This is a genomic window from Streptomyces solicavernae (assembly GCF_029968095.1).
GTDB lineage: Bacteria > Actinomycetota > Actinomycetes > Streptomycetales > Streptomycetaceae > Streptomyces > Streptomyces solicavernae.
On record NZ_JASCIR010000002.1, the window covers coordinates 123,918 to 149,490 of the forward strand.

Annotated in this window: 22 protein-coding genes and 1 pseudogene; 17 read left to right on the forward strand and 6 right to left on the reverse strand. The window is 71.8% G+C overall.

Translation table 11 applies throughout. The features are described from left to right. Window positions 1–46 precede the first annotated feature (46 nt). Window positions 47–127 (forward strand): annotated as a pseudogene (locus tag QIS99_RS32270) (SAM-dependent methyltransferase); the annotation flags it as partial. On the opposite strand, the gene QIS99_RS03060 reads toward QIS99_RS32270, so the two are convergent. Beyond that, window positions 106–282, reverse strand: coding sequence for a hypothetical protein (locus tag QIS99_RS03060; protein ID WP_282510115.1), 177 nt, complete (start codon window positions 280–282; stop codon window positions 106–108). The pseudogene QIS99_RS32270 and the gene QIS99_RS03060 sit on opposite strands and share 22 nt — an antisense overlap. Before the next feature lie 194 nt (window positions 283–476). Here QIS99_RS03060 and QIS99_RS03065 point away from each other — a divergent pair, with 194 nt between their 5' ends. From QIS99_RS03065 to QIS99_RS03115, 11 genes are all read left to right on the forward strand, one after another. Beyond that, a complete protein-coding gene (locus QIS99_RS03065) occupies window positions 477–1,478 on the forward strand; it encodes a sugar ABC transporter substrate-binding protein (RefSeq protein ID WP_282510117.1) in 1,002 nt (333 codons plus the stop codon). Then, the gene (locus QIS99_RS03070; protein ID WP_282510726.1) at window positions 1,475–2,548 is read left to right on the forward strand and encodes an ABC transporter permease; all 1,074 of its coding nucleotides are present in this window, start codon (window positions 1,475–1,477) and stop codon (window positions 2,546–2,548) included. The genes QIS99_RS03065 and QIS99_RS03070 overlap by 4 nt, the downstream gene beginning before the upstream one ends. Then, window positions 2,545–3,363, forward strand: coding sequence for an ATP-binding cassette domain-containing protein (locus QIS99_RS03075; RefSeq protein ID WP_282510119.1), 819 nt, complete (start codon window positions 2,545–2,547; stop codon window positions 3,361–3,363). Before QIS99_RS03070 ends, QIS99_RS03075 begins: the two co-directional genes overlap by 4 nt. A 64-nt stretch (window positions 3,364–3,427) precedes the next feature. Beyond that, window positions 3,428–4,585, forward strand: coding sequence for an ROK family glucokinase (locus QIS99_RS03080; RefSeq protein WP_282510121.1), 1,158 nt, complete (start codon window positions 3,428–3,430; stop codon window positions 4,583–4,585). Then, complete coding sequence (locus QIS99_RS03085) at window positions 4,586–5,164, forward strand: sugar kinase (protein WP_282510123.1); 579 nt, start codon at window positions 4,586–4,588, stop codon at window positions 5,162–5,164. A 101-nt stretch (window positions 5,165–5,265) separates the two neighbouring features. Next, window positions 5,266–8,109, forward strand: a complete 2,844-nt coding sequence (locus QIS99_RS03090; RefSeq protein WP_282510124.1) for a DEAD/DEAH box helicase — start codon at window positions 5,266–5,268, stop codon at window positions 8,107–8,109. Window positions 8,110–8,375: 266 nt separating this feature from the next. Beyond that, window positions 8,376–10,466, forward strand: coding sequence for an SWIM zinc finger family protein (locus QIS99_RS03095; protein ID WP_349017265.1), 2,091 nt, complete (start codon window positions 8,376–8,378; stop codon window positions 10,464–10,466). A 122-nt stretch (window positions 10,467–10,588) separates the two neighbouring features. Further along, window positions 10,589–11,596: a branched-chain amino acid ABC transporter permease gene (locus tag QIS99_RS03100; RefSeq protein ID WP_282510128.1), complete on the forward strand. Its 1,008-nt coding sequence runs from the start codon at window positions 10,589–10,591 to the stop codon at window positions 11,594–11,596. Between the two features lie 11 nt (window positions 11,597–11,607). Next, window positions 11,608–12,600 carry a branched-chain amino acid ABC transporter permease gene (locus QIS99_RS03105; protein ID WP_282510130.1) on the forward strand — a complete coding sequence of 331 codons (993 nt, stop codon included), beginning with the start codon at window positions 11,608–11,610 and terminating at the stop codon, window positions 12,598–12,600. Further along, on the forward strand, window positions 12,590–13,453 hold the full coding sequence (locus tag QIS99_RS03110) for an ABC transporter ATP-binding protein (RefSeq protein WP_282510131.1): 864 nt from the start codon (window positions 12,590–12,592) through the stop codon (window positions 13,451–13,453). Before QIS99_RS03105 ends, QIS99_RS03110 begins: the two co-directional genes overlap by 11 nt. A gap of 8 nt (window positions 13,454–13,461) precedes the next feature. Continuing rightward, entirely contained in the window at window positions 13,462–14,202 is a 741-nt protein-coding gene (locus QIS99_RS03115; protein WP_282510132.1) for an ABC transporter ATP-binding protein, read from the forward strand. Between the two features lie 48 nt (window positions 14,203–14,250). On the opposite strand, the gene QIS99_RS03120 is transcribed toward QIS99_RS03115, so the two are convergent. Further along, entirely contained in the window at window positions 14,251–15,519 is a 1,269-nt protein-coding gene (locus QIS99_RS03120; protein ID WP_282510134.1) for an ABC transporter substrate-binding protein, read from the reverse strand. A 238-nt stretch (window positions 15,520–15,757) separates the two neighbouring features. Between QIS99_RS03120 and QIS99_RS03125 the strand changes: the two genes are divergently transcribed. Next, window positions 15,758–16,636, forward strand: a complete 879-nt coding sequence (locus QIS99_RS03125) for an AAA family ATPase (protein WP_282510136.1) — start codon at window positions 15,758–15,760, stop codon at window positions 16,634–16,636. Continuing rightward, complete coding sequence (locus QIS99_RS03130) at window positions 16,633–17,154, forward strand: hypothetical protein (protein WP_282510138.1); 522 nt, start codon at window positions 16,633–16,635, stop codon at window positions 17,152–17,154. Before QIS99_RS03125 ends, QIS99_RS03130 begins: the two co-directional genes overlap by 4 nt. Here the strand turns inward: QIS99_RS03130 and QIS99_RS03135 are convergent. Continuing rightward, entirely contained in the window at window positions 17,052–17,660 is a 609-nt protein-coding gene (locus tag QIS99_RS03135; RefSeq protein WP_282510140.1) for a TetR/AcrR family transcriptional regulator, read from the reverse strand. The genes QIS99_RS03130 and QIS99_RS03135 overlap by 103 nt on opposite strands. A 332-nt stretch (window positions 17,661–17,992) precedes the next feature. On the opposite strand from QIS99_RS03135, the gene QIS99_RS03140 reads away from it, so the two are divergent. Next, entirely contained in the window at window positions 17,993–18,394 is a 402-nt protein-coding gene (locus QIS99_RS03140; RefSeq protein WP_282510141.1) for an effector-associated constant component EACC1, read from the forward strand. A 38-nt stretch (window positions 18,395–18,432) separates the two neighbouring features. Continuing rightward, the gene (locus tag QIS99_RS03145) at window positions 18,433–19,908 is read left to right on the forward strand and encodes a caspase family protein (protein WP_282510143.1); all 1,476 of its coding nucleotides are present in this window, start codon (window positions 18,433–18,435) and stop codon (window positions 19,906–19,908) included. A gap of 259 nt (window positions 19,909–20,167) precedes the next feature. Here QIS99_RS03145 and QIS99_RS03150 read toward each other — a convergent pair whose 3' ends face one another. From QIS99_RS03150 to QIS99_RS03165, 3 genes are all read right to left on the reverse strand, one after another. Then, window positions 20,168–21,754, reverse strand: a complete 1,587-nt coding sequence (locus QIS99_RS03150) for an APC family permease (RefSeq protein WP_282510145.1) — start codon at window positions 21,752–21,754, stop codon at window positions 20,168–20,170. Next, window positions 21,751–23,220, reverse strand: coding sequence for an aldehyde dehydrogenase family protein (locus tag QIS99_RS03155; protein WP_282510147.1), 1,470 nt, complete (start codon window positions 23,218–23,220; stop codon window positions 21,751–21,753). Before QIS99_RS03155 ends, QIS99_RS03150 begins: the two co-directional genes overlap by 4 nt. Before the next feature lie 665 nt (window positions 23,221–23,885). Continuing rightward, complete coding sequence (locus tag QIS99_RS03165) at window positions 23,886–24,683, reverse strand: VOC family protein (RefSeq protein WP_282510149.1); 798 nt, start codon at window positions 24,681–24,683, stop codon at window positions 23,886–23,888. 211 nt (window positions 24,684–24,894) lie between these two features. Here QIS99_RS03165 and QIS99_RS03170 point away from each other — a divergent pair, with 211 nt between their 5' ends. Continuing rightward, window positions 24,895–25,425 carry a hypothetical protein gene (locus QIS99_RS03170; RefSeq protein ID WP_282510151.1) on the forward strand — a complete coding sequence of 177 codons (531 nt, stop codon included), beginning with the start codon at window positions 24,895–24,897 and terminating at the stop codon, window positions 25,423–25,425. Window positions 25,426–25,573: the final 148 nt, after the last annotated feature.

The following is a 25,573-nucleotide window of genomic DNA, read 5'->3' on the forward strand; positions in this document are numbered from 1 at the left end:
CCGAGGCACGCGTGGTCCACGGCGACAACGACCCGATTACCCGATCGTGCCCGCCCACGCGGCGGCCCTGCTGCGCGGCACGCCCGAGGGCGCCACCGACTACCTTCAGGTGGACGTCCGCGAGCCGAAGCGGATCCTCGAACTGACCGCCGTGACCCTGGACTTCGACCGGCCGGTGGCCACGCTCGGCGCCTCCTTCGCCGAGGCCGCCGTGCAGGCCGGGAAGGACTCCGGCAGCGATGCGGAGATCGACACGTCCGACCGCAACGCCGAGCTCGTCAAGCAGCTCAAGGCTGACTCCGGCGAACCGGCACCCGTTGACGACGGCGAGCCGCCCACGCAACCCCGGCGAACAGCACCCGGCGACCCCGCTGCCCGCACCCCTGATCGCCGTGACCGATACTGGGGCGTTCGGGGCGGACCGCCGGCCCGCCCCACCGCACCACCCGGCAGCACACCGAGAAGGGCACGACTTCGTGGCAAGAGTTCGGACCTGGGCAGCCCTCGCGCTCGCGGCGGTGCTCGGCATCGCGCTCACCGGCTGCAGCAGCACCGGCGGCAAGCGCGCCGAGGACGCCCGCAAGGCCCAGGCACAGGGCAGGGCCGCGGTCGACACCCCGCGCTGGACGATCGCCATGGTCACCCACTCGGGCGACGGCGACACCTTCTGGGACATCGTCCGCAAGGGCGCCGAACAGGCCGCCGTCAAGGACAACATCAACTTCCTGTACGCCAACCACGACGAGGGCAAGGAGCAGGCCCAGCTGGTCAACTCCTACATCGACAAGAGGGTCGACGGTCTGATCGTCACCCTCGCCAAGCCCGACGCGATGAAGGCGTCCCTGGCCCGCGCCCGCAAGGCCGGTATCCCGGTGATCACCGTCAACTCCGGCTCCGCCGAGTCCAAGGAGTTCGGCGCCCTCGCCCACATCGGCCAGGACGAGGAGATCGCAGGCGAGGCGGTCGGCGAGGAGCTCAACAAGCGCGGGAAGAAGAAGGCCCTGTGCGTGCTGCACGAGCAGGGCAACGTCGGCCACGAGCAGCGCTGTGCCGGCGCGAGGAAGACCTTCGACGGCACGATGCAGAACCTCTACGTCGACGGCACCAACATGCCCGACGTCCAGTCCGGCATCAGCGCCAAGCTGCAGTCCGACTCCGCCATCGACGCGGTCGTCACGCTCGGCGCGCCCTTCGCCGACACCGCGGTCAAGGCCAAGGAGGACGTGGGCAGCAAGGCGGAGATCGACACCTTCGACCTGAACGCCAAGGTCGCCGCGGGCCTCAAGTCCCGCGACCTCGGCTTCGCCGTCGACCAGCAGCCGTACCTCCAGGGGTACGAGGCGGTCGACCTGCTGTGGCTGTACAAGTACAACGCCGACGTCCTCGGCGGCGGCCGGCCCGTGCTCACCGGCCCGGAGATCGTCACCGCGAAGGACGCCGCCAAGCTGGAGGAGTTCGCGAAGCGGGGGACCCGGTGAGCGCGACCGCCCCGGCCCCGGCGCCGGACAGACCGGGCAAGCCGGACAAGCGCGCCGACGAACGGCTCCTGAAGACCTCGCACCTGCGCAAGCTGCTCGGCCGGCCCGAACTGGGCGCGGTCGTCGGCGCCGTCGCCGTGTTCATGTTCTTCTCGTTCGCCGCGGACAGCTTCCTGCGCGCGGCCAGCCTGTCGACGGTCCTGTACGCCTCGTCGACGATCGGGATCATGGCGGTGCCGGTGGCGCTCCTTATGATCGGCGGGGAGTTCGACCTGTCCGCGGGCGTCCTGGTGACCAGCTCCGCGCTGATCTCGTCGATGTTCAGCTACCAGATGACGGCGAACGTCTGGGTGGGCGTGGGCGTCTCGCTGCTCACCACCCTCGCCATCGGCGTCTTCAACGGCTTCATGCTGACCCGTACGAAACTGCCCAGCTTCATCATCACGCTCGGCACGTTCTTGATGCTCACCGGGCTGAACCTGGGCTTCACCAAGCTGATCAGCGGCACCGTCTCCACCAAGACGATCGCCGACATGGAGGGCTTCGAGTCCGCGAAGGCGCTGTTCGCCTCGCAGTTCACCCTCGGCGGCGTCGCCTTCAAGGTGACGATTCTGTGGTGGATCGCCCTGGTCGCCGTCGCCACCTGGATCCTGCTCCGCACCCGCGCGGGCAACTGGATCTTCGCGGTCGGCGGCAACATGGACGCCGCACGCGCGGTGGGCGTCCCGGTCGTCAAGACCAAAATCGGGCTCTATATGGGGGTCGGTTTCGCCGCCTGGGTGTCGGGACAGCACCTGCTTTTCTCCTTCGACGCGGTGCAGTCCGGCGAGGGCGTCGGCAACGAGCTGATCTACATCGTCGCGGCCGTCATCGGCGGCTCCCTGATCACCGGCGGCTACGGCTCCGCGATCGGCTCCGCCTTCGGCGCGTTCATCTTCGGCATGACCGGCAAGGGCATCGTGTACGCGGAGTGGAACGCCGACTGGTACAAGTTCTTCCTCGGAGCGATGCTCCTCCTGGCGACCCTCCTGAACCACTGGGTCCGCAAGCGTGCGGAGGCCACGACATGACGACCGAAGCCGTGAACAGAGCCGGGACCCCGCTGGTCGAGCTGGACTCGGTCAGCAAGTACTACGGCAACATCCGCGCCCTGGAAGGCGTCTCCCTGCAGGTGCACGCGGGGGAGGTGTCCTGCGTCCTCGGCGACAACGGCGCCGGCAAGTCCACCCTGATCAAGATCATCGCGGGGCTGCACCAGCACGACGCGGGCACCTTCCGCATCCAGGACGAGGAGACCCGCCTCAGCAACCCGCGCGACGCCCTGGACCGCGGCATCGCCACCGTCTACCAGGACCTCGCCGTCGTCCCGCTGATGCCCGTCTGGCGGAACTTCTTCCTCGGCTCCGAGCCGACCAGGGGCACCGGCCCCTTCCAGCGCCTCGACGTCGAGCGGATGCGCCGTACGACCCGCGAGGAACTGCTCCGCATGGGCATCGACCTGCGCGACGTCGACCAGCCCATCGGCACCCTCTCCGGCGGCGAGCGCCAGTGCGTCGCCATCGCGCGTGCGGTGTATTTCGGCGCGAAGGTCCTGGTCCTGGACGAGCCGACCGCGGCCCTCGGCGTGAAGCAGTCCGGCGTCGTCCTCAAGTACGTGGCCGCCGCGCGTGACGCAGGCCTCGGAGTGGTGCTCATCACGCACAACCCGCACCACGCCTACCTCGTGGGCGACCGGTTCGTCCTCCTCAAGCGCGGCGCGATGGCCGGCAGCCACCTCCGCGAGGAGATCGCCCTGGACGAGCTCACCCGCCAGATGGCGGGCGGTTCGGAGCTGGAGGAGCTGAGCCACGAACTGGAACGGGCCCAGGGGAAGCAGGACGACTGATCCACCCCGGCCCCGGTCCGGGCTCACCGGGCCTTGACACCCGTCCCCCGTAGAATCGCCCCCGATGAGCACCTACCGCGACTTCGCCCACCGCGGCTCCGCGCGCGCCACCGTCCTGCGGACCGTCGGCACCCGCGAGCGCCGCTCCCACCTCTCCGCCCCGCGCGTGCCGACCGTCGGCATCGACATCGGCGGTACGAAGGTGATGGCGGGCGTCGTGGACGCGGACGGCCAGATCCTGGAGAAGGTCAGGACGGAGACGCCGGACAAGTCCAAGAGCCCCAAGGTCGTCGAGGACACCATCTGCGAGCTGGTGCTCGACCTCTCCGACCGGCACGACGTCCACGCGGTCGGCATCGGCGCGGCCGGCTGGGTCGACGCGGACCGCAACCGCGTCCTGTTCGCCCCCCACCTGTCCTGGCGCAACGAACCCCTGCGCGACTCCCTGCAGTCCCGCCTCGCCGTCCCGGTGATGGTCGACAACGACGCCAACACCGCGGCCTGGGCCGAGTGGCGCTTCGGCGCGGGCGCGGGCGAGGACCACCTCGTCATGATCACGCTCGGCACCGGCATCGGCGGCGCGATCCTGGAGGACGGCCAGGTCAAGCGCGGCAAGTACGGCGTCGCGGGCGAGTTCGGCCATATGCAGGTCGTGCCCGGCGGCCACCGCTGCCCCTGCGGCAACCGCGGCTGCTGGGAGCAGTACAGCTCCGGCAACGCGCTCGTACGGGAGGCCCGCGAGCTGGCCGCCGCCGACTCCCCGGTCGCGTACAACATCATCGACCGCGTCAAGGGCCAGATCCCCGAGATCACCGGCCCGCTGATCACCGAGCTGGCGCGCGAGGGCGACGCGATGTGCGTCGAGCTGCTGCAGGACATCGGACAGTGGCTCGGCGTCGGCATCGCCAACCTCGCCGCCGCCCTCGACCCGTCCTGCTTCGTCATCGGCGGCGGCGTCAGCGCCGCCGACGACCTCCTCATCGGCCCCGCCCGCGACGCCTTCCGCCGCCACCTCACCGGCCGCGGATACCGTCCGGAGGCCCGGATCACCCAGGCCCAGCTCGGCCCGGAGGCGGGCATGGTGGGCGCCGCCGACCTGGCGCGCCTAGTCGCCCGCCGCTTCCGCCGCGCCAACCGCCGCAGACTCGAACGCTACGAGCGGTACGAGCGGTACGCGCAGGCGATCCGCACCACCACCCGCCACACCCAGGGAAACAAGTAGATGAACCCTTCCGTACCCGGCCCGTCCACCCCGCCGGAGGGTTCGAAGCCGCCCGAGGACCGGGGGCACATGCTCCGCCGCCGCTGGTTCACGGCGGTCATCATCGTGCTCCTGATCGGCATCCCCGCCGGCTACCTGGCGATCTCCGCCGGGCAGAGCCGGGCAAGCGGCCGCGACAAGGAGGAGAAGTACTCCGCGACCGGCCTCACCTCGGCCTGGCCCTCGCGCGTGCAGCGCCGCATCTACGAGGTGCCGATCCCGTCGTACTCCCGCCGCGTCGCGTACTACGAGACCAACAACTGGCGCACCAGCAGGCTGTACGTTCAGTTCCTCACCAGCAACGACGGCCTGAAGAGGTTCCTCAAGAGCATGGACAAGAAGGCCGCCGACCTGAAGGAGGGCGACATGACGCTCAGCAAGCGCGACCGCGACGTCGTCGGCTGGACGTTCAAGAACTCCGGACCCTTCTACGGCCTGGAGCACGAGCAGCCGGACCCGCGCCCCAGCCACGACGTGTACGTGGACCGCAGCAACCCGCACCACCCGATGGTCTACGTCGTCTCGACGGCCAACCCGTAGCCTGCCTGCGCGTTTGCCGCCGCCCGGCCGATTGTCAGTGCCCCTCCGTAGAGTCGTAGACGTCCGGTCGACGACCGATCCCGGAGGGGGTGAGCTGTGCCATGACCGAAGTGCTGGAACGACGAGAGGCGGGGGGCGCCGACCCGCGCCTCCGTCTCGCCGCCGTCTTCCTGCCCGCCGTGCTGCCGCGTGAGGGCCGGCTCGCGCTCTGGGACCCCGAGGGCGGCCCGCTCCCGGACGCCCCGGGCACACCCGCCGAGCTGACGGTCGTACGCAACCGGGGCGCCGTCGTCCGCAGGGCCACCGCACCCGCCCTGACGCTGCCGGTCGACGCGGCGCTGCCGCTGCTCCTCGCCGCGCACCCGCCGGCGCGCCCGCACCCGTCCGTCCACCCCGCCACGGCCTGCTGGGGCGCCGCGGCCCGCCTCGCCCTGCGCCTCGTGGCCCGCGGCCGCCTGCTGCCCGGCCTCACCGCGGACGACCGGGACGCCTGGCGCGCGGGCCCGCTGGAGAGCGGCGACTTCGAGCAGCTGCGCGCCATCGCCGCCGCGCTGCCGTACGAAGGCCATGCCGTCCCCCTCGAAGACGCCGTTCCGCTGCAGCTGCCGCAGCCCGAGGCCCTGATGCGGGCGTTCCTCGACGCGGTCGCGGACTGTCTGCCGCGCACCCCGGCCGCGGCGCACTCCGTCGGCGCCCCGTTCGCCGCGCGCGCCCCGCAGCGCCTGCCGCACGCGCGCGAGTGGGCCGCCGAAGCCGCCGCAGGCATGGACGCGGGCGTGCGCATCTCGCTCCGCCTCGACCTGTCGGGCCGCGACCTGTTCGACCGCAGCGACGAGGACCGCACGGCGGGCGCGGCCGTGGTGCAGGTGCACAGCCTCGCCGACCCCACCCTCGTCATCGACGCGCGCGCCCTGTGGGACGGCGAGGGCGAGGAGACCTTCGGGCCCCGCGCGCGCGTGGACGCCGCCCTCGCCCTGCGGCGCGCGGCCCGCGTCTGGCCACCCCTGGAACGCCTCACCGAACAGCCCGCCCCGGACGTACTCCCGCTCTCCGAGACGGAGTTGTACGACCTGCTCGGCACCGCCACGGCCCGCCTCGGCGCCGCCGGGGTCGCCGTGCACTGGCCGCGCGACCTCGCACAGGACCTGTCGGCCGCCGCCGTGGTGCGCTCCGCTCCCGGCTCCGCGACGGACGGCACGGGGTTCTTCGAGGCCGAGAAGCTCCTGGAGTTCCGCTGGCAGTTGGCGCTCGGCGGCGATCCGCTCACCGAGGCCGAGATGGACCGGCTCGCCGAGTCGCACCGGCCCGTCGTCCGGCTGCGCGACCGGTGGGTGCTCGTCGACCCGGCGCTCGTCCGCAAGGCCCGCAAACGCGAACTCGGGCTGCTTGACCCGGTCGACGCCCTGTCGGTCGCCCTCACCGGCACGGCCGACGTCGACGGCGAGGAGGTCGAGGCCGTCCCCGTCGGTGCGCTCGCCGAGCTGCGGGACCGCCTCACCACGGGCCTCGCCCCGGCACAGCCGCCGCCCGGCCTGGACGCCGAGCTGCGGGAGTACCAACTCCGCGGCCTGGCCTGGCTCGACCTCATGACCTCACTCGGCCTCGGCGGCTGCCTCGCGGACGACATGGGCCTCGGCAAGACCGTCACCCTCATCGCCCTGCACCTGCGCCGCGCCCGCCGCGAACCCACCCTGGTCGTCTGCCCCGCCTCCCTCCTCGGCAACTGGCAGCGGGAGATCACCCGCTTCGCGCCGGGAGTCCCGGTCCGCCGTTTCCACGGCGCGAACCGCTCCCTCGACGACCTGGACGGCGGTTTCGTCCTCACCACGTACGCCACGATGCGCACCACCGCCGCGCGCCTGGCCGAGCAGCCCTGGGGCATGGTCGTCGCGGACGAGGCACAGCACGTCAAGAACCCGCACTCCGCGACGGCGAAGGCGCTGCGCACGATTCCCGCCCCGGCCCGCATCGCCCTCACCGGCACGCCGGTCGAGAACAACCTCTCCGAGCTGTGGGCCCTCCTCGACTGGACGACGCCCGGCCTGCTCGGCCCGCTGAAGGCGTTCCGCTCCCGGCACGCGCGCGCGGTGGAGGGCGGCGAGCAGGACGAGGCGGTGGAGCGGCTGGCCCGCCTGGTCCGCCCGTTCCTGCTGCGCCGCAAGAAGTCCGACCCGGGCATCGTGCCCGAACTCCCGCCGAAGACGGAGACCGACCATCCGGTGCCGCTCTCCCGCGAACAGGCCTCGCTGTACGAAGCGGTGGTCCGCGAGTCGATGGCGGCGATCGAGGCGGCGCAGGGCATCGCGCGGCGCGGCCTCGTCCTGAAGCTGCTCGGCGCGCTCAAGCAGATCTGCAACCATCCGGCGCAGTACCTCAAGGAGTCCGCGGGCCGCTCGGGGCGGGTCCGCCTGGACGGCCGCTCCGGCAAACTCGACCTGCTCGACGAGCTGTTGGACACGATCCTCGCGGAGGACGGCTCGACGCTGATCTTCACGCAGTACGTCGGCATGGCCGAGCTGATCGCCGGGCACCTGGAGGGGCGCGCGGTCCCGGCCGAGCTGCTGCACGGCGGGACGCCGGTGGTCGAGCGCGAGCGCATGGTCGACCGCTTCCAGTCCGGTGCGACCCCGGTCCTCGTCCTCTCCCTGAAGGCGGCGGGCACGGGCCTCAACCTCACCCGCGCGGGCCACGTCGTGCACTTCGACCGCTGGTGGAACCCGGCGGTGGAGGAGCAGGCCACGGACCGTGCGTACCGCATCGGGCAGACCCAGCCGGTGCAGGTGCACCGGCTGATCACCGAGGGCACGGTCGAGGACCGCATCGCCGAGATGCTGGCGTCGAAACGCGCGTTGGCCGACGCGGTCCTCGGCTCGGGCGAGTCGGCCCTGACGGAACTCACGGATCGCGAACTGGCGGACCTGATCTCTCTGCGGAGGCCCGCATGAGCACGACACCGAGCGCCGACGACACCCCTGAAACCCCGGCCCAGAGGGCCCGCCGCGCGCTGCGCGAGTCCCGCGGCGCGCGGCAGGCACAGGTGGGGGAGGCGATGGGGGATGAGGCGGCGTGGGCGGAGGATGCTGGGGCTGAACCGAGGCTTGGGGAGGGGCAGTTGAGGCGTTCTGGCCGGGTGGGGGTTGCCCCTGTCGCGAGCCCGTGCCCCAAGGACACCGCCCCCGCGAATCCCGCCCCGACCAGTGCCGGTCCGGCGATGCCCGCTGTCGTCGATCAGGCGGAGGAGCCGTCCGCGAACCCCCGTCGGCTGCACGCCGTGGCCGAGGACACCGACGCCGAGGACACCGACGCCGAGGACACCGACGCCGAGGACACCGACGCCGCACACGCCGCCGAGCGCACCGAACCGCAGCCCGCCAACCCGCACCCCGCCAACCCGCACCCCGCCAACCCGCACCCCGCCAACCCACTCCCCGCCAACCCGCACCCCACCCAGCCCGCGGGGACGCCCCTCGCCGCCCCACTCCCCACGCACCCCACGGCCGCGCGCCCCGGGGACGTGGCTCGGGAGGCCTTGTGGGCGGCTCGGCGGGAGCAGGGTCCGCAGGAGGGGGACGGCGGTGGTGACGTACGTGGTGCGGCCGGGGGAGCCACGGGGCACGCGTCTCCCCGGCCGGGGCGATCGGGCGACACCGTCAGTGAGTTGAAGCGGATGGCGCGCGAGGGGCGGCGCTCCATGCGGGGGCCGGGGGAGGGGGAAGCGCCCCCGCCGCCCGAGCCCCACTCCGAGCCCCACCCCGAGCCCAATGACGCCCCCGCGCCCGCCCCGTCCCGCGCCGCGCGGTCCGCCCTGGCGCGGGCCGGCGCCGAGCGGCGGCGGGCGGCGCGGGGCGACGAGGCGAAGCCGGTGCGCACCGGCAAGCGCCGGCGGCGGCGCAGCGAGGACGGCCCGTCGGCCCCGGCCACCCCGCACCCCGGCACCGCCCCTGCCACCCCTGCCACCCCTGCCGCCACCGGCCCCACCGCACGCCGTCCCGAGACCGCCGAGGACCTCCGTCGTACGTTCCCCGCGGAAGGGGCCGACGACAGCGCGGGGGACCGGAGTTGGTGGGGCACGGCCTGGGTCGACGCCTTGGAGGAGTCCGCGCTCGACCCGGCCCGCCTCGCGCGCGGGCGCGACTACGCGGGGCACGGGCGCGTGGACGCCGTCACCGTCACCCCCGGCCTGCTGCTCGCCTACGTGCACGGCAGCCGCCCGCGCCCGTACCGCGCGAAGATCACCCTGCCCACGTTCACGGACGAGGAGTGGGACCGGTTCCTGGACGCGGCCGCCGCGCAGCCCGGGCACATCGCGGCGCTGCTCGACCGGGAGATGCCGCGCTCCCTCGCCGACTGCGGCGTACCCCTGCTGCCCGCGCCCGGCGAGCTGCACCCCGAGTGCTCCTGCCCCGACTCCGGCCGCCCCTGCAAGCACGCCGCGGCGCTCTGCTACCGCACGGCGCGACTCCTCGACGAGGACCCCTTCGTGCTGCTCCTGCTGCGCGGCCGGGGCGAGCGCGGACTGCTCGCGGAGCTGTCCCGCCGCAACGCCACCCTCGCCGCCCGCAACGCCACCCTCGCCGCCCGTAACGCCGCCAACGCCGCCCGCCCCGACCCGACGTCCCCAACGGCCGTACGCATCACCGGAGTCCGGGCCCGCGACGCCCTCGCGCCGCGCGCGCTCCAGCCGTTGCCGCGACCGCTTCCGCCGCTCCCGCACCCCGAGCAGCCGCCCGCATACCCGGCGGCGGCGGGCGGCCCCGACCCGTTCGCCCTGGACCAGCTGGCCACCGACGCGGCCTCCCGCGCGCACGCCCTGCTCGCCACCGGCCAGGACCCGGTCGCCGGACTGACGCTGTGGCAGGACGCGGTCCGGATCGCCGCCGCGCGCCCGGGTTCGGGCCTGACGGCCGCGGGCCGCGCGCAGTACGAGTCGCTGGCCGCGGCCGCCGGTCGTACGGCCACGGACCTGGCCCGCGCCGTCGCCGCCTGGCGGCAGGGCGGCCGGGCGGGGCTCGCCGTGCTCGAAGAGCCCTGGGACCCGCCCGCAGGCCGCTTCGACCAGGCGAGACCCGCCCTGCGCGCCGCCGAGTTCCCCCACTTCACGCCGCACCGCAACCGCCTGACCCACCCCGAGGGCACCCTCCAACTCCGCCTGGGCCAGGACGGATCGTGGTACGCGTACGAGAGCGAACCGGGCCGGGACGACTGGTGGCCGAGAGGCACCCCCGACCACGACCCGGTGGGCGCGCTCACGGCCGCAGCCACCCCCGGCCACAACCACACCACGACCGCGCGACGCGCCTAGGAACACCTGACGACAGCCCCCAGCCGCTCCACCGGCGCCCCGTCCGAACCATGACATCGCCGGACATGTTCCCGCCGCCTAAACTGACTGCACCGGGGGCTCGCGACAGAGCGGAAGCGACCGTGGGGCACCAGCGGTTGTTCACAGCGGCCCTCGCCCTGGTCCTCACCGTGGGCCCGGCAGCCTCCGCCGGGGCCACCGCGCCGGGCCGCGGCGAGGCGGGCGACGCTGGTCCCGGCTTCGGGGCGCGGGCGCTGCAGGCGCTGCTCGACGGGGTGCAGTTCGGCGTGATCATCGCGATCACCGCGGTCGGCCTCTCCCTGATCTTCGGCACCATCCACCTGATCAACTTCGCGCACGGCGAGCTCGTGACCATCGGCGCCGTGTCCGCCTTCTTCCTGAATGCCTCCGCGTCCGGACCCGGCTGGCACCTGATCCCGGCCGCGCTGGCCGCCGTACTCCTCGGCGGACTCGTCGGCGCCGCCGTCGACCTGGGGGTCTGGCGGCCGCTGCGGCGGCGCGGGACCGGCCTGATCAACCTCTTCATCGTCACCATCGGCCTGTCCCTGCTGCTGCGGCACGTGGTGCTTGTGCTCTACGGCACCCGGCCCGGCTCGTACGTCCAGTACGACATCCAGCAGACGATCGAACTCGGGCCGGTAGGGATCACGCCCCGCGACCTCACCGTGACCGTGCTCTCCGTCCTCACGCTGCTCGGCGTCGCCCTGCTGCTGCAGCGCACCCGGACCGGCACCGCGATCCGCGCGGTCGCCGGGAACCGGGACCTGGCGGCGGCGTCCGGCATCGACGTGCAGCGGGTCGTCCTCGTCGTGTGGATCCTGGCCGGCGCCCTGGCCGCGCTCGGCGGGGTCTTCTTCGGCCTGGTGGAGATCGTCACCTGGGACATGGGGTACAAGCTGCTGCTGCTCATGTTCGCCGGGGTCATCCTCGGCGGGCTCGGCTCCGCGTACGGGGCGATGGCCGGCAGCCTCGTCATCGGCGTCGTCGCCCAGATGTCCACGCTGTGGTTCCCCGTCGACCTGCAGTACGCGTGGGCGCTGCTCGCCCTCGTCCTCGTGCTGCTGGTCCGGCCGCAGGGCATCCTCGGCCGGCGCGAGCGGGTCGGCTGAGGAGGACGGCCATGGACTTCTCCGCCGTCCTCGCCGACGCCATCCGGTCCGGGATCGGCCCGATCGCCGCCGTCTTCGCGATCGCCGCGATGGGCCTCAACCTGCACTTCGGCTACACCGGGCTGCTCAACTTCGGCCAGGTCGGCTTCATGCTGGTCGGCGGCTACGGGCTCGCGATCACCGTGGTCACCTGGGGCGGTTCGATGTGGCTCGGCATCCTCGTCGGCCTCGCCTCCGCGCTGGTGCTCGCGCTGCTCCTCGGCCTGCCCACGCTGCGGCTGCGCGCCGACTACCTGGCCATCGCGACCATCGCCGCAGGGGAGACGCTGCGCATCTTCTACCGGTCCGGCTGGGCCGAACCGACGACCGGCGGGGTGTTCGGGCTGCAGCGGTTCGCCGGCGACTTCTACGCCCTCAACCCGATGCCACCCGGAAGGTACGGCCTCTGGGAGGTCCGGTTCGGCGCCCGCGATCTGTGGGTGATGCTGGTCGGCTGGACGCTCGTCCTGGTGATCGGCCTGCTCCTCGCGCTGCTCGTGCACAGCCCGTGGGGCCGCGTGATCCGGTCCGTGCGCGAGGACGAGACCGCCGTACGCAGCCTCGGCAAGAACGTGTACGCGTACAAGATGCAGAGCCTCGTCATCGGCGGGCTGCTCGGGGCGGTGGCCGGGATGCTGCAGGCGATCCAGGTGCAGTCGGTGAACCCCGACAGTTTCGACCCGGCCGTCACCTTCTTCCTCTACACCCTGCTCGTCCTCGGCGGCGCGGGCCGGATCCTCGGGCCCGTGGTGGGCTCGGTGCTGTTCTGGTTCGTGCTCACCTTCGTCGACAGCGCGCTGCGCCAGGCCATCGGCGCCGGGATCGTCCCCTCCGACGTGATCAGTACGTCCGAGGTGGGAGCGGTGCGCTTCGCACTGGTCGGGCTCGCGCTGATCCTCCTGGTGGCGTTCCGGCCGCAGGGGATCCTCGGCAGCCGGAAGGAGATGCTTCTCGGTGACCGCTGACCGGACCGGACCGGGGCCCGCCCCCGAACCCGGGGTGCGCAAACCCGGCGCGCTGCTCGTCCTGGACGGCGTCCGCCGCTGTTTCGGCGGGATCGCCGCCGTGCACGTCGAGCACCTGGAGGTGCAGCGCGGCACCATCACCGCGCTGATCGGGCCGAACGGCGCCGGCAAGACCACCCTGTTCAACCTGGTCAGCGGCTTCGACCGGCCCGACGGCGGCCGCTGGACCTTCGCCGGCCGCCGGCTCGACGGCCGGTCGCCGCACCGCATCGCCCGCAGCGGCCTGGTCCGTACGTTCCAGCTGACCCGCACCCTCGCCCGGCTCACCGTCCTGGAGAACCTGCTCCTCGCCGCCCCCGCGCAGCGCGGCGAACGCCTCTCGGCGGCGCTGTTCGCCCCCGTCTGGCGCGGGCAGGAGCGCGCCCACCGGGCCAGGGCCGACGAACTCCTCGTACGGTTCCGGCTGGACCGGCTGCGCGACGAGTACGCGGGCACCCTCTCCGGCGGCCAGCGCAAACTGCTCGAACTGGCCCGGGCGCTGATGGCGCGGCCGCAGATGCTGCTGCTCGACGAGCCCATGGCCGGGGTCAACCCCGCCCTGGCCCAGTCCCTGCTCGGCCACATCACACAGCTGCGCGACGAGGGCCTGACGGTCTGCTTCGTCGAGCACGACATGGACGTGGTGATGGGCGTCAGCGACTGGGTGGCCGTGATGGCGGGCGGCCGACTGGTCGCCGAGGGACCGCCCGCCACCATCGGCCGCAACCCGGACGTAGTGGACGCCTACCTCGGCCGGCGCCACGACGAACCCGAGGCGGACGGCGCCGATCCCCGTCGGCGGAAAGGAAGGTGAGCGTCGCCATGGCCAAGAACGTGAACGAGCCCGTACTGCTCGCCGACGACCTGGTCGCCGGATACCTCCCGGGCGTCGACGTGCTGCGCGGCTGCAGCGTCGAGGTCGGCCGGGGCGAGCTGGTCGGCGTGATCGGCCCCAACGGCGCCGGCAAGTCGACGCTCGCCAAGGCCGTCTTCGGACTGCTCAAGGTGCGCACCGGCACGGTCCGCCTCGACGGCCGGGACGTCACCAACCGCCCCGCGCACGAACTCGTCCGGCGCGGCGTCGGCTACGTACCGCAGCTGCAGAACGTCTTCCCCGCGCTGACCGTCGAGGAGAACCTGCGGATGGGCGCGTACCTGAAACCGCGCAGCTTCGCCCGGCGGACCGCCGAACTGGAGGAGTTCTTCCCGGTCCTGCGCGCCCGGCGGTCGCAGAAGGCGGGCTCCATGTCCGGCGGCGAACGGCAGCTGCTGGCCATGGCCCGCGCCCTGATGACGGAGCCTCAGCTGCTGCTCCTCGACGAGCCGTCGGCCGGACTCTCACCGCTCTTCCAGGACCAGGTCTTCGAGCGCGTCAAGGAGATCAACGCCGCGGGCGTCGCGGTGCTCATGGTCGAGCAGAACGCCCGCAGATGCCTGCAGATCTGCATCCGCGGCTACGTCCTCGACCTCGGCCGCAACGCCCACACCGGTACGGGCGCCCAGCTGCTGCACGACGAGAAGGTGATCGAGTGTTACCTGGGCACCCTCGCGCGTGCCCGGTGAGACCTCGGGGCGGTCTCCGTTCCCTGCTCTCCGTTCCCTGCTCTCCGTTCACTCCTCGCCCGTGGACACCTCCGTCCGCAGCGTCTTCAGCGCGCCCTGGTCGTCGTACGTGTAGACCTCGATGGTCGCCTGGCCCGGCTCGCCCCGGTCGGTGAAGTCGAGGGGGCCGCTGACGCCGTCGTAGTCGATGTCCTTGCCGTCGGCGATCAGTTCCTTGCACGCCGCGAACGAGGTGCACTTGTCACCGTCCTTGGTCACGCCGACCATCTCGTCCACGAACCTGCCCGGGTCGTCCGACTTCGCGACCTCCGCGGCCAGGGCGATCGTGGTGACGCAGTCGAAGACCTGCGGAGCGAACTGCAGCTCCTTCAGGTCCGGCGCGAACTCCTTGAGCCGCTTCACATAGTCGGGGTTGGACGCCGAAGCGGGCGCCGTGCCCTTCATGCCCGCGAGCCGCTCGGGGTTGCCGGGCGAGACCAGGTTCGGCAGCTCCTCGCTGCGCAGCCCGTCGGCCCCGTACACGCCGATCTGCTGCGGGCCGACGCCCGCCTCGATCAGGCCCTGCAGGATCTGCGTGGCCTCCTCGAAGCCGATGACGACGACGCCGTCCGGGTTCGCGTCCGCCACCTGCTGCACGATCTGGTCGAAGTTCGTCGTCTTCGGGTCGTACGTCTCCGCCACCGGCACCTCGGCGCCGTCCTCCTCCAGGGCGTCGCGGGTCGAGTCGAGCAGCCCGCGGCCGTAGTCGTCGGCGCGGGCGATCACGGCTACCCGGTCGTGGCCGTCGCCCCGGACGACGTCGGCGAGGACCGGCCCCTGCAGTGCGTCGCTCGGCGCGGTGCGGAAGTAGAAGCCGTCGTCCTCGTAGTCGGTGAATGTCGGGGCGGTGTTGGAGCCGGAGCACTGGACGACGCCCGCACCGGTCACCCGGTCGATGAAGGCCAGCGACATCCCGGACGCCGCCGCGCCGATCACCGCGTCCACGCCGGCGTTCAGCACCCGGTTCGCGGACTGCGCGGCCACGGCCTCCTGGCCCGCCTCGTCACCGGAGACGACGGCCGGGATCGGCTTGCCGAGCACCCCGCCCGCCTTGTTGATCTCCTCGATGGCGAACTTCGTCGACTCGATCTGCGGCGGACCCAGGAACGCCAACTGGCCGGTCTCCGGCAGGACGTAGCCGAGTTTCAGCTCCCCGTCCTCGGCGGCGGCCGCCTGGGTGGCGCCGCCGCCCTGCATCCCGGCGGCGGCGACGAGCAGGGCCGCGCCCAGGAAGACCCCGGACCGTCGTGCAGCGGACCGTCTCATAGACGCGTACATGTCCGCCTCCCTCAGTTGAGGCTGGTGTTCGATTGTCCTGATCCGAGCCTAGGACGGTTCGCCGCCGACGGCTCCGCGGGCTGGGCACTCTGCGCCCGCGCGCTTGTACTCCCATGCGCCATGCCTGATGACATGTCCCGCATTGATCATGTACGCGATGTCTCGCAAAAGTGTCCACGCGTGCCGAAGCAACATCCTCATCTGGGCATCTCCCAGCAGTCCTGACCGCTGAGCGGGTGTGGACGAGGTTCCGCGCAGACTATACCGACCTGTATGGCTACCCCTCCATCGTCGACGAACGGTTCGAGACCGACAGCGACCGCCCTCGGTAAGTTTCGCGGAGGCCTGCGACCAGGCGCTGAACGCCGACGACACCTTCACCGTCATCGCCACGGCTCTGGAAGCGGCCACCCGGCAGCAGCAAGGCTGGGGGCGTCCTGCCCAACTGCCCGCGGCGAAGCGCAACTTCGTCGGGAGCCAGGGCGAAATGAACCGGCTGGTCAAGGTGCTGCACGGCGATGAGCACTCCCGTGCCGTACCCGTCGTTGTCGTCAACGGCCCACCGGGCGTGGGGAAGACCGCGCTGGTGGTCCAGGCGGCACAACGAGCCGTCAGCGACGGATATTTCGCCGACGGCCGGCTGTTCGTCAACCTGCTGGGTCCGGGGCGGGGAGCCGCGGCCGAACCGTTCGGTGTTCTGGGGTACCTGCTCCGCGCTCTGGGTGCGCCCGCTGAGTGCACCCCGGCGGATCTGGACCAGCGGGCCGCGACTTTCCGTTCGGCCCTGCACGGCCGCGAGCTACTGCTGGTACTGGACAACGCCGCAGACACCCAGCAGATCCTCCCTCTGCTGCCCGGCTCTCCGGGCTGCACCGTCGTGGTGACCAGCCGTTCCAGGCTGCCCGGGCTGATCTCCCTGGCGGGCGCGGTCACGCTGGCCCTGCCGGAGTTGTCCCGGCGTGAGGCGGCTCTGCTCATCCGTTCGGTCATCGGTGACGTACGTGCCGACGCCGACGCCGACGCCGACGCCGACGCCGACACCGCGGCCGTGGCCAGCCCGGCGAACGCTGTGGTCATCTCCCGCTGGCGCTGGTCCTGGCTGCCGAGCACATCGTGAGCCGTGAACACCACAGCGCCGCGAGCCTGGTCGCCGATCTGAAACCCGAGCGTGCCCGGCTGGAGCTTGCCGCGGGCGAGGTCGTACTCAGCCATGCGTTCGACACCTCCTACCGAACGCTCGACGAGCCGACAGCGCGCATGTTCCGGCTCCTTGGCCTGCTTCCCCACTATGCGATCAACGCCGCCGCCGCCGCGTCGACCGCGGGTGTCGGTCAGGGCGAGGCGTCACTGCTGCTGCGCAATGTCGCCGACGCCCACCTGATCCGGCACCAGGACGAGCATCACTACCGCTGGCACGACCTGCTCCGCCCGTACGCGACCGAGCTGGCGAAACACCTGGATGCCGAGTCCCCCGGTGGCCGAGGGGCGGACCTGCATGTCATCTGCCTCGCCTCGGGTGCCTCGCCTCGGGGTCAGGCCAGTGATTCCTCGACGAGGACCGCGGCCATCCGCTCGGCGATGTCGACAGCCCTCTCCACCGTGTGCATGGAGTCGGTGATGCAGGCCCCTTCGTGAAGGATCAGCAGCTGACGGGCCAGCGCCGCGGGGTCCTCGGCGCCGGCTTCGGTTGCGAGGTCCGCCACGTAGTCGAGGAACCAGGCCTTCTGCTCGCGGGCGACCTCCCGGCCGGCGTGGTCCGCGGGTAGTTCCACGGAGGCATTGACAAAGGCGCAGCCGCGTGGATTCCGCTCGCGCATCCATTCCCCCAAGGCGTCGAACGTGGCCAGCAGCTTCTGCGCGGGAGGGCCGTCGTGGCCATTGATGTGCTTCACCAGGGTGGAACGCCAAAGGCCGTCACGAGCACGCAAGTAGGCAACGATAAGTCCCTCTTTCGAGCCGAAGCGATCATAGAGGGTCTTCTTGGTGACGCCCGCTTCCTCCGCGATCGCTTCCACGCCGACCGCGCGGATTCCCTGCTCGTAGAAGAGCCGGGAGGCGGTCTCAAGGATCTTCACGCCGGCCGGCGTCAGATGCTGAATGCCGCGTCGCTTGCCGCTTCTTCCGGTGGTCTCAGGGTTCATAGGCACGACTCGACGGTAGACCCAGCGGTATGGTTACGCCCGCTGCCGCACCGGTGCACTTGATTGCGCAACGCGGTGCGCCGCAAGCCGGTTGCCAGGGCGCCGCGGGAGCCGCATCGGGACAGGGCCGAGGTGCCGCCGTGCACCCGGCTCATCAGCTTCTCGCCGACCGCGTCCGGCAGCAGGCCGGAGCCTCGTTCCGCCGCCTTCGCCAACGCTGCGCCGTGTGCCGCCGCGCCCGATCCGTTCATGCCAAGATGACTGCTGCAACGCCCCCGTGGCGGCCGCCCTCGGCAGCCGCCGGGGCACGCCAACTACGGGGAGGACACGGCATGTCGGCTGTCGGGGAGCTGCGGCTCAGCGTGGACGGGCCGGGCGGGCCGGACGGGCCGGCCGGTGCGGACGGTTCGGCACAGCTGCGGTCGCTGCAGCAGTGGCTGTCGTCCGACGACACCCTGCGGGGCCGGGTCCGCAGCTCGTTCGCCCCGCCTCGGCCCGGCCAGATGGGCGCATCCGTCGACGTACTGACCATCCTGCTCGGTACGGGCGGGGTGGCCGGCCTGGTGGCCCCGCTGTGCTCCTGGATCACCAGCCGGCGCTCCGATGTCACCGTCAGCCTGGAGTCCGCTGACGGCCGCAAGGTCAGCCTGGACATCAAGCGGGCCGCCGACCCGGAGGCCGTGATCCGCCGGGCCCAGGAACTGTTCGACCCGGCCGACGGGCAGGGTGGATGACGGGCCGGTACTTTCCCGACGGGAGTGTCAGCCGGGCGGTGCTGATCGGCAGCGGACGCTTCGTGGACCCGCGCCTTCCCGACCTGCCCGCCGTCGGGGCGAACCTGTCGGCGTTACGGGACGCGCTGACCGACCCGGTGCACGGGCTCCTGGACCCCGAGCACTGCCGCGTGGTGGCGGACCCCGCGGATGCGTCCGCGGTCGGGGCCGCGCTGTCCTGGGCCTCGCAGGAGGCTACCGACCTGCTGCTCGTGTACTACGCCGGGCACGGGCTGCAGGACGACCTTGGCCGACTGCACCTCTCTCTGCCGCAGACCGACGCCGACCCCGAGCAGGTCCCGTACTCCGCGGTCTCCATCGAGCTGATCAAGAACCGGGTGGGCGGCGCCCTCGCCGACTCCCGTGTCCTCCTGCTCGACTGCTGCTTCTCGGGCCAGGCCGTCTCGGCGATGTCCGAACCGGCGGGCCTGGCGCTCGGGCAGACCGAGGTGACCGGCACGTACACGCTGACGTCCACGACGTCGACCGCTCCCTCCCACGCGCCCGAGGGCGAGCGCCACACCGCGTTCACCGGCGCCCTGCTCGACGCGCTCGGGCGGCCCGAACCGCTCACGCTCGACGAGATCCACCTCCACGTCGACCGGGCCCTGCACGGCCGTGGCCTGCCGCGGCCACGGCGGCGCTCCGTGGGGACGACGGGGTCCCTCGCGCTGGTACGAGGAGGGGTGGGAGCGGCACGGGCACCGGGCGACCGGCCGTGGCACTCCGGGAACCGGACCGCGGCCCCTGCTTCGGCCCCGAGCAGTCACCCGAAGGCACCCGCCACGGCAACGGCAAAGGCAACGGCAACGGCCGGGCACATCCTCAAGCTCGCGCTGGCGGCGATCGCCGCGTTGGTCGCGCTGATCCTGGTCGTGCAGTTCTTCCAGTCCAGGATTGCGAGCTACTGGGAGGATTCGGAGGGCCGCCCCTCGGACGACACGCGCGCGAACGCCACCGCCGAAGACGCGGAGGCCTCGGACCAGGCCAAGGGCCAGGGCAAGCCCGGACCGTCCGGTCGCGACGGCACGGCAGCGCCGAAGCCCTCCTTCAGGACCGTCGTCGAGGACCGCGAACTCGCCCTGCCCGCACCCGCAGGCAGCTCCTCATCGGGCGGCGGCGTCGATTACGACGGACCGCGGGTGAACACCCAGGACGCCGACTACGACAATGACGAACTCCTCATCAGCAGCGTCTCCGAACGGGACGGCTGGGAGTTCACGACCACGACGGGCAAGAGCGCCGGGCGATCCCCGCAGGAGTGCCTGCGCGCGGCACAGACCAACCCGCTGCCTTCGGAGATCCCGGGCGAGCAGTTCACCGATCACATCGAGGTCGGCGACCTGCTGTGCACCCGGACCACGAAGGGCAGGCTCGCCCTGCTGGAGATCACTGGGCTCACGCCCAACACCAGCCAGTACGGCGATCTCCCCAGCGCCACAGGAAAGTTGACGGTCTGGGCCGAGCAGCAGTGAGCACGCCCAGGCAGTGGTTCCACGACCGAGCTCAAAGCGGCCATGAACATCTGCCTCCGACGGGCATCCGGGCGGTGACTCCACATCCCGGGGATCAGGCCGCCCGCCGCCAACACCGCGTACGGCCAACGCCGTGCCGAAATCGACCAGTTGGGCCAGTGTCAGTACCGTCGGTCGCCGCCGCCGGTACCGCCGCCCGGACCGGTCCGCCGGACATTGGCCCCGCTGTCAGTCGGCCGGCAGCGGCTCGTCCTGCCGTTCACGAAGCCGGGGGCTCCGGGGGAGCGGTGGGGGCGGCGGTCTCGCTGCGGTGTTCGGCGAGGACGCCCGTCTTGTGCCGCTGCACGAACCAGTAGTAGGCGAAGCCGCCGAGCGCGACGATGCCGATGAACAGGAACGCACCCCACCGCAGATACCAGTGCTGCGGCCCGGTCGCGTTGTAGACCTCGGCGCGCGGCCAGGCCAGGTTGAGGGACATGGCCGTGCCCCAGAGCACGGCCATGATGTTGATGGGCAGGCCGAACCTGCCGAGCGAGAACTTCCCCCGGGCGGGCTGCCATTGGCCGCGCAGCCGCTTGATCAGCATGGGCACGGTGACCAGCAGGTAGGCCACGTAGATCATGATGATCGCGATGCTGGTGATGACCGAGAAGATCTGCGGCTGATTGATGTTGATCACCAGGATGACGACACCGACCACACCGATCAGGACGGCGGGGATCACGGGCGTCTGGAAGCGGGGGCTGACCTTGGCGAGCACCGAACCCGCGGGCAGGTTGTTGTCCCGGGCCATCGCGAACATCAGCCGGATGCCGGCCGCGTGCACGGCCAGGACGCAGACGGTGATGGCGACGACGACGGACCACAGGAAGATCTCGCCGATGGTCGAACCGAGCGTTTCCAGAACCACGTACTGCAGACCGCCCGTGGACAGCTCCTCGGCCTGCAGGTCCGGGACGGCGAGCAGAGCGAAGAGCAGGATCAGGCCGCCGATGAGGAACGACGCGATGAGGGCGCGCAGGATCGCGCGGGGCGCGTTGCGGCTCGGGTCGTGGGACTCCTCACCGAGGGACGACGCCGTGTCGAAGCCGTACATCACATAGGCGGAGGCCAGCGAGGCGGTGAGGAACGCGCCGAGGTACCCGAGGTTCTGGCCGCTGCCGAGCCCGTACGTCTCCGTCAGCGCGGTGTTGGGTCCGCGGGTGATGTGGGCCGCGAGGAAGACGATCAGCGCGACGGCGGCGATGAGTTCGATGAAGACGCCCGCCGAGTTGATCCGGGCCATGAGCTGCACACCGAAGGCGTTGACGAGGGTGGAGAAGAGGATGAGCACCGTGCCGAGCAGGACGGCGTTGGCCGCCGCGTCGTTCTTGCCGGTGCCGTCACCGACGAACTGGAACCATTCGGAGATCTGCGGCAGCGTGATCTGGTAGGCCAGCGCCACGGCGGACAGGGTCACCATGGTGGCCGTCATCATCATCCAGCCGCCGAGCCAGCCGACATGAGGGCCGCCCAGGGTCTTGGCCCAGTTGTAGACGGACCCCGCGACCGGATAGCGGGCGGCCAGCTCGCAGAAGCACAGGGCCACCATGAACTGGCCCACGAAGACCATCGGCCACGACCACCAGTACGAGGGGCCGCCGAAGGTGACGCCGAAGTAGAACAGCTGGAAGGTGCCGGTGAGGATCGAGATGTAGCTGATCCCGGCCGCGAAGGTGTGGAAGTTGCCCAGCGTCCGCTTGAGCTCCGGGCGGTAGCCGAGCTCGCCGAGCGCGTCGTCGTCGTGCTCGCCCTGGCTCTTGCCGGGCACGGCGGGGCCGGGGCGGGAACCGGAGTCCGTGCTCATTCGAACCACCTCTGCGGAGTCGGGGAGAGATTGCGCCAGACGTGCTTGGCCTCCTGGTACTCGGCCAGGCCCGCCGGGCCAAGCTCGCGGCCGAAGCCGGACTGCTTCATGCCGCCCCACTCCGCCTGCGGCACGTACGGATGGAAGTCGTTGATCCATACGGTTCCCGCGCGCAGCCGGTTCGCCACCCGCTGGGCCTTGCCGGTGTCCTGCGACCAGACGGCGCCCGCGAGGCCGTACACCGTGTCGTTGGCCAGCGCGATCGCCTCGTCCTCGTCCCGGAACCGCTCGACGGTCAGCACCGGGCCGAAGGACTCGTCGGCGACCACGGACATGCCGGGCGTGCACTCGTCGAGGACCGTCGGCAGGTAGTAGTAGCCGTCCCGCAGCGCCGGGTCGTCGGGGCGGGCGCCGCCGCAGCGCAGCACCGCACCCTCGGCGAGGCCGGCCGCCACGTACGCCTCGACCTTGTCCCGGTGCGCGGCGGAGATCAGCGGGCCGGTGCGGGCGTGCTCGTCGAAGGGGCCGCCGAGCGGGATCCGGCGGGCGCTCTCGACCACCGCGTCGGCGAACGCGTCATGGAGGTCGTCCTGGACCAGGAGCCGCGCCCCGGCCGAGCAGACCTGGCCGGAGTGGAGGAAGACCGCCATCAGGGCGTAGTCGACGGCCGCTGCGAAGTCGGCGTCGGCGAAGACGATGTTGGGGTTCTTGCCGCCCAGTTCCAGGGCCACCTTCTTCACGGTGGGGGCCGCGGCGGCCATGATGCGGCGTCCGGTGACCAGCCCGCCGGTGAACGACACCAGGTCGACGCGGTAGTCCTCGCTGAGCGGTGCGCCCGCGGTGGGGCCCGCGCCGAGGATCAGGTTGGCGGCCCCGTCCGGCAGCCCCGCCTCGGCGAGCAGCCGCATCAGGAGGATCGCGGTGTGCGGGGTCAGCTCGCTCGGTTTCAGGACGAACGTGTTGCCCGCGCCGAGCGCCGGGGCGACCTTCCAGGCGGTCTGAAGCAGCGGGTAGTTCCACGGGGTGATCAGCGCGCACACCCCGACCGGCTCGTGCACCACCCGGCTGTCCACTTCGGGGTTGCCGGCGTCGACGATCCGGTCGCTGCCGCCCGCCGCCGTCAGGTTGCCGAAGTAGCGGAAGCAGTTCGCGATGTCGTCCATGTCGTACTCGCTCTCCACGAGCCGCTTCCCGGTGTCCAGGGATTCGGCGCGGGCGAGCGCGTTCTTGTCGCGTTCAAGCAGGTCGGCGACGCGCAGCAGCAGCCGGCCGCGTTCGGCGGCCGGGGTGCCGGGCCACGGGCCGTGGTCGAACGCCTCCCGTGCGGCGGCGATCGCCGCGGCGGCGTCCTTCGGTCCGGCCTCGTCGACGGTGGCGACCAGGGTGCGGTCGGCGGGGCAGCGGATCTCCCGCACCTGCCCGTCCACAGCTGCGGTCCATTTTCCGCCGATGAACAGCTCCGGCATGACGGCTCCTCCGGGTCGGATACGCGGAGACGATCCGACCGCATCGGCCGGATCGTCTCCGTGCACACCCGTCGGCGGAACGTGCTCTCTCTCACCAGACGATAGGGAGAGCGGGCCTCATGCGCACCACGGGAGCGGCCGCCTGCGGCACGCCGACCTGCCTGGCCCCTTCGTGGTCACTGCTGGCCGTTCGTGGTCACTGATGGTCGACCAGCCCCCGCTGCCCCTGCAGACGTGCGCAATGGGCGCAGCAGTAGATCTGACTCTCCGCCTGCACGCCGTGCCCGAGAATGCGACAGCCGCAGTGCGAGCACGTCGGTGCGATGCGTTCAGCCGCGCACTCCAGGCTGTCAAAAACGTATGTCTCTTTCTGGTGGCGGACCTCGAAGGTGAGTTCGTAATCATTTCCGCAGACATCGCATATGCCCATGACTGTTGTCCCTTCTGGCTGCTTCCCGCCGCCGCCGGCCGCCGGACGGCCGTTGCCTTGCGCCTGGTCCTTTCCGCGAGTACCCACGCTTCCCGCCGTCGCACTTCGAGACGTACGGGAACATGGCTTCGGTGCCTGAGCGGGCGGGGAAGGCAGCTGGATGGCAGCAGGAAGGCGGCAGGAAGGCGGCAGGAAGGCAGCAGGAGGGCAGCTGACCAAGGCGTGCTTCAAGGCCTCACAGGGCAGAGCGCGCGTTGATCTTGAAGCGTGCGCCGTCCGGATCGAGCAGGACCGCCTCGGCGGAGCCCGGCACGCCCTGGACGATGCTGCCGCCGTGGGCCGGCGCGGCATCGAGGCAGGCGTCCACGTCGGCGACGGCAAAGTGGATCTGCCATCGGGGCCGGATCGCGGGATCCCTCGCGGAATCGACGGCACCCGAATGGATGTGGGCCACGGTCTCGCCCCGGCTTCTCAGGACGACCTTCTCGTCGTCGTACTGGACTTCGCAGCACCCTGCGGTCCCGGAGGCCCAGCCGAGGACCTCGGCATAGAAGATGGCCGCGTCGAAGGCGTCCCGTGTGTGGAGCTCAACGAAGGCCGGGGCCGCGCGGCGCCAGTCCTCCCAGTCGGCTACGAGTTCGCCCTCCCAGATGCCGAAGACGGCTCCGTCACGATCGGCCAGGAGAGCCGCCCGCCCCGGTGCGAACGAGATGGGCCCCACCGCGGTCGTCCCTCCGCGCTCCTGGCTGCGCGCAACGGTCTGGTCGGCGTCGGCGGTGGCGAAGAAGGGAGTCCATGCGAAGGCCATCTCCATGGCCCCCACAGCGGAGACGCCCGCCACGGGCACCCCGTTCACGCTCGCGAACCGGTACTGGTCGCCGAGTTTGCCGACGCGCCAGTCCCACCCCAGTACGGCGGTGTAGAACTTCTCCGCGGCCGAGAGGTCACGCGTGGTCAGGCTGATCCAGCAGGGGGCACCGAACACCGAGCGACTGAACACACTCCCACGTGTGGCGCTGCTGTGGCTGTTCATTTCGCACCGCTCCGACGTTGAGCCTGGCGAGCCGGGAAGGGACCGTGCCCACGATTGCTCCGGATACCCGGATACCCGGATACATTGTCTCACCCGGCTCACCTCCGGGCCGGGCGGCGTCCGGTCGTCCGACCGCCCACTCGCCGTAGCGGGACCCGTCGGCCGCGGCCCACCGGCGGCACCAGGGCACGAGACGGGGCAGGATCGGTTCATGAGCCGAGCCACGGACGACGGAGACGAAGGCCACCCGGACCCGGAGCACGTACGGCCGCCGGGTGTCAGTGACGCCACCGTCGAAGCCCTGGGCGTCCTGTCGGAGGCGTTGGAGATCGCGGAGCGAGCCCGTGGCCACCTGTACGCCTTCCACCAGATGACCGGAGGCGCCGACCTCGCCGTCGGGACGGCCGTCGAGCTGCTGCGACGGGCGGGGCACACGGCGCAGGCCGACCTGGTGGAGCGCGAGATAGTGGGGCGCAACGTCATCCCCGGCCACTGGACCTACCAGATCGTCGAGGCCTACAACGCCACCTACTACCGGCCGTTCACCCGCGTGGAGGCGCAGGTGCGGCAGGAGCTCGCCTCCGGCCGAGCCCACCTGTACGAGGCGGAGATGAAGGAGGCCCGGCGCGCCCGGGGGTGCTCCGCTCGCGCAGACGGGCCGGAACCCACTAGCGACGGGAGCGGATCGGAGGACCGTGTGGAGGGGCGGGCGGAGGGCCGGGAGGAGGGGCGGGGGCGGTAGCGCAGGGCCACCCCTGTCCCCACTGACGAGCGGCCGCACCGTCCACCACTTCCACACCCGTACGACGCAGGTCCGACTCGCGCAGTCGCGTGACCGGAGGACGATAGGAGTGGGAGTGCACATGCGCTTCCGCCGTGGGCGATCAGGA

Bases quoted from the DNA above. Each gene is read 5' to 3' on its own strand.
- QIS99_RS03075 (WP_282510119.1), top strand. From the start codon at position 2,545: ATGACGACCGAAGCCGTGAACAGAGCCGGGACCCCGCTGGTCGAGCTG.
- QIS99_RS03080 (WP_282510121.1), top strand. From the start codon at position 3,428: ATGAGCACCTACCGCGACTTCGCCCACCGCGGCTCCGCGCGCGCCACC.
- QIS99_RS03085 (WP_282510123.1), top strand. From the start codon at position 4,586: ATGAACCCTTCCGTACCCGGCCCGTCCACCCCGCCGGAGGGTTCGAAG.
- QIS99_RS03090 (WP_282510124.1), top strand. From the start codon at position 5,266: ATGACCGAAGTGCTGGAACGACGAGAGGCGGGGGGCGCCGACCCGCGC.
- QIS99_RS03095 (WP_349017265.1), top strand. From the start codon at position 8,376: ATGCCCGCTGTCGTCGATCAGGCGGAGGAGCCGTCCGCGAACCCCCGT.
- QIS99_RS03105 (WP_282510130.1), top strand. From the start codon at position 11,608: ATGGACTTCTCCGCCGTCCTCGCCGACGCCATCCGGTCCGGGATCGGC.
- QIS99_RS03115 (WP_282510132.1), top strand. From the start codon at position 13,462: ATGGCCAAGAACGTGAACGAGCCCGTACTGCTCGCCGACGACCTGGTC.
- QIS99_RS03120 (WP_282510134.1), bottom strand. From the start codon at position 15,519: ATGTACGCGTCTATGAGACGGTCCGCTGCACGACGGTCCGGGGTCTTC.
- QIS99_RS03135 (WP_282510140.1), bottom strand. From the start codon at position 17,660: ATGAACCCTGAGACCACCGGAAGAAGCGGCAAGCGACGCGGCATTCAG.
- QIS99_RS03140 (WP_282510141.1), top strand. From the start codon at position 17,993: ATGTCGGCTGTCGGGGAGCTGCGGCTCAGCGTGGACGGGCCGGGCGGG.
- QIS99_RS03150 (WP_282510145.1), bottom strand. From the start codon at position 21,754: ATGAGCACGGACTCCGGTTCCCGCCCCGGCCCCGCCGTGCCCGGCAAG.
- QIS99_RS03155 (WP_282510147.1), bottom strand. From the start codon at position 23,220: ATGCCGGAGCTGTTCATCGGCGGAAAATGGACCGCAGCTGTGGACGGG.
- QIS99_RS03165 (WP_282510149.1), bottom strand. From the start codon at position 24,683: ATGAACAGCCACAGCAGCGCCACACGTGGGAGTGTGTTCAGTCGCTCG.
- QIS99_RS03170 (WP_282510151.1), top strand. From the start codon at position 24,895: ATGAGCCGAGCCACGGACGACGGAGACGAAGGCCACCCGGACCCGGAG.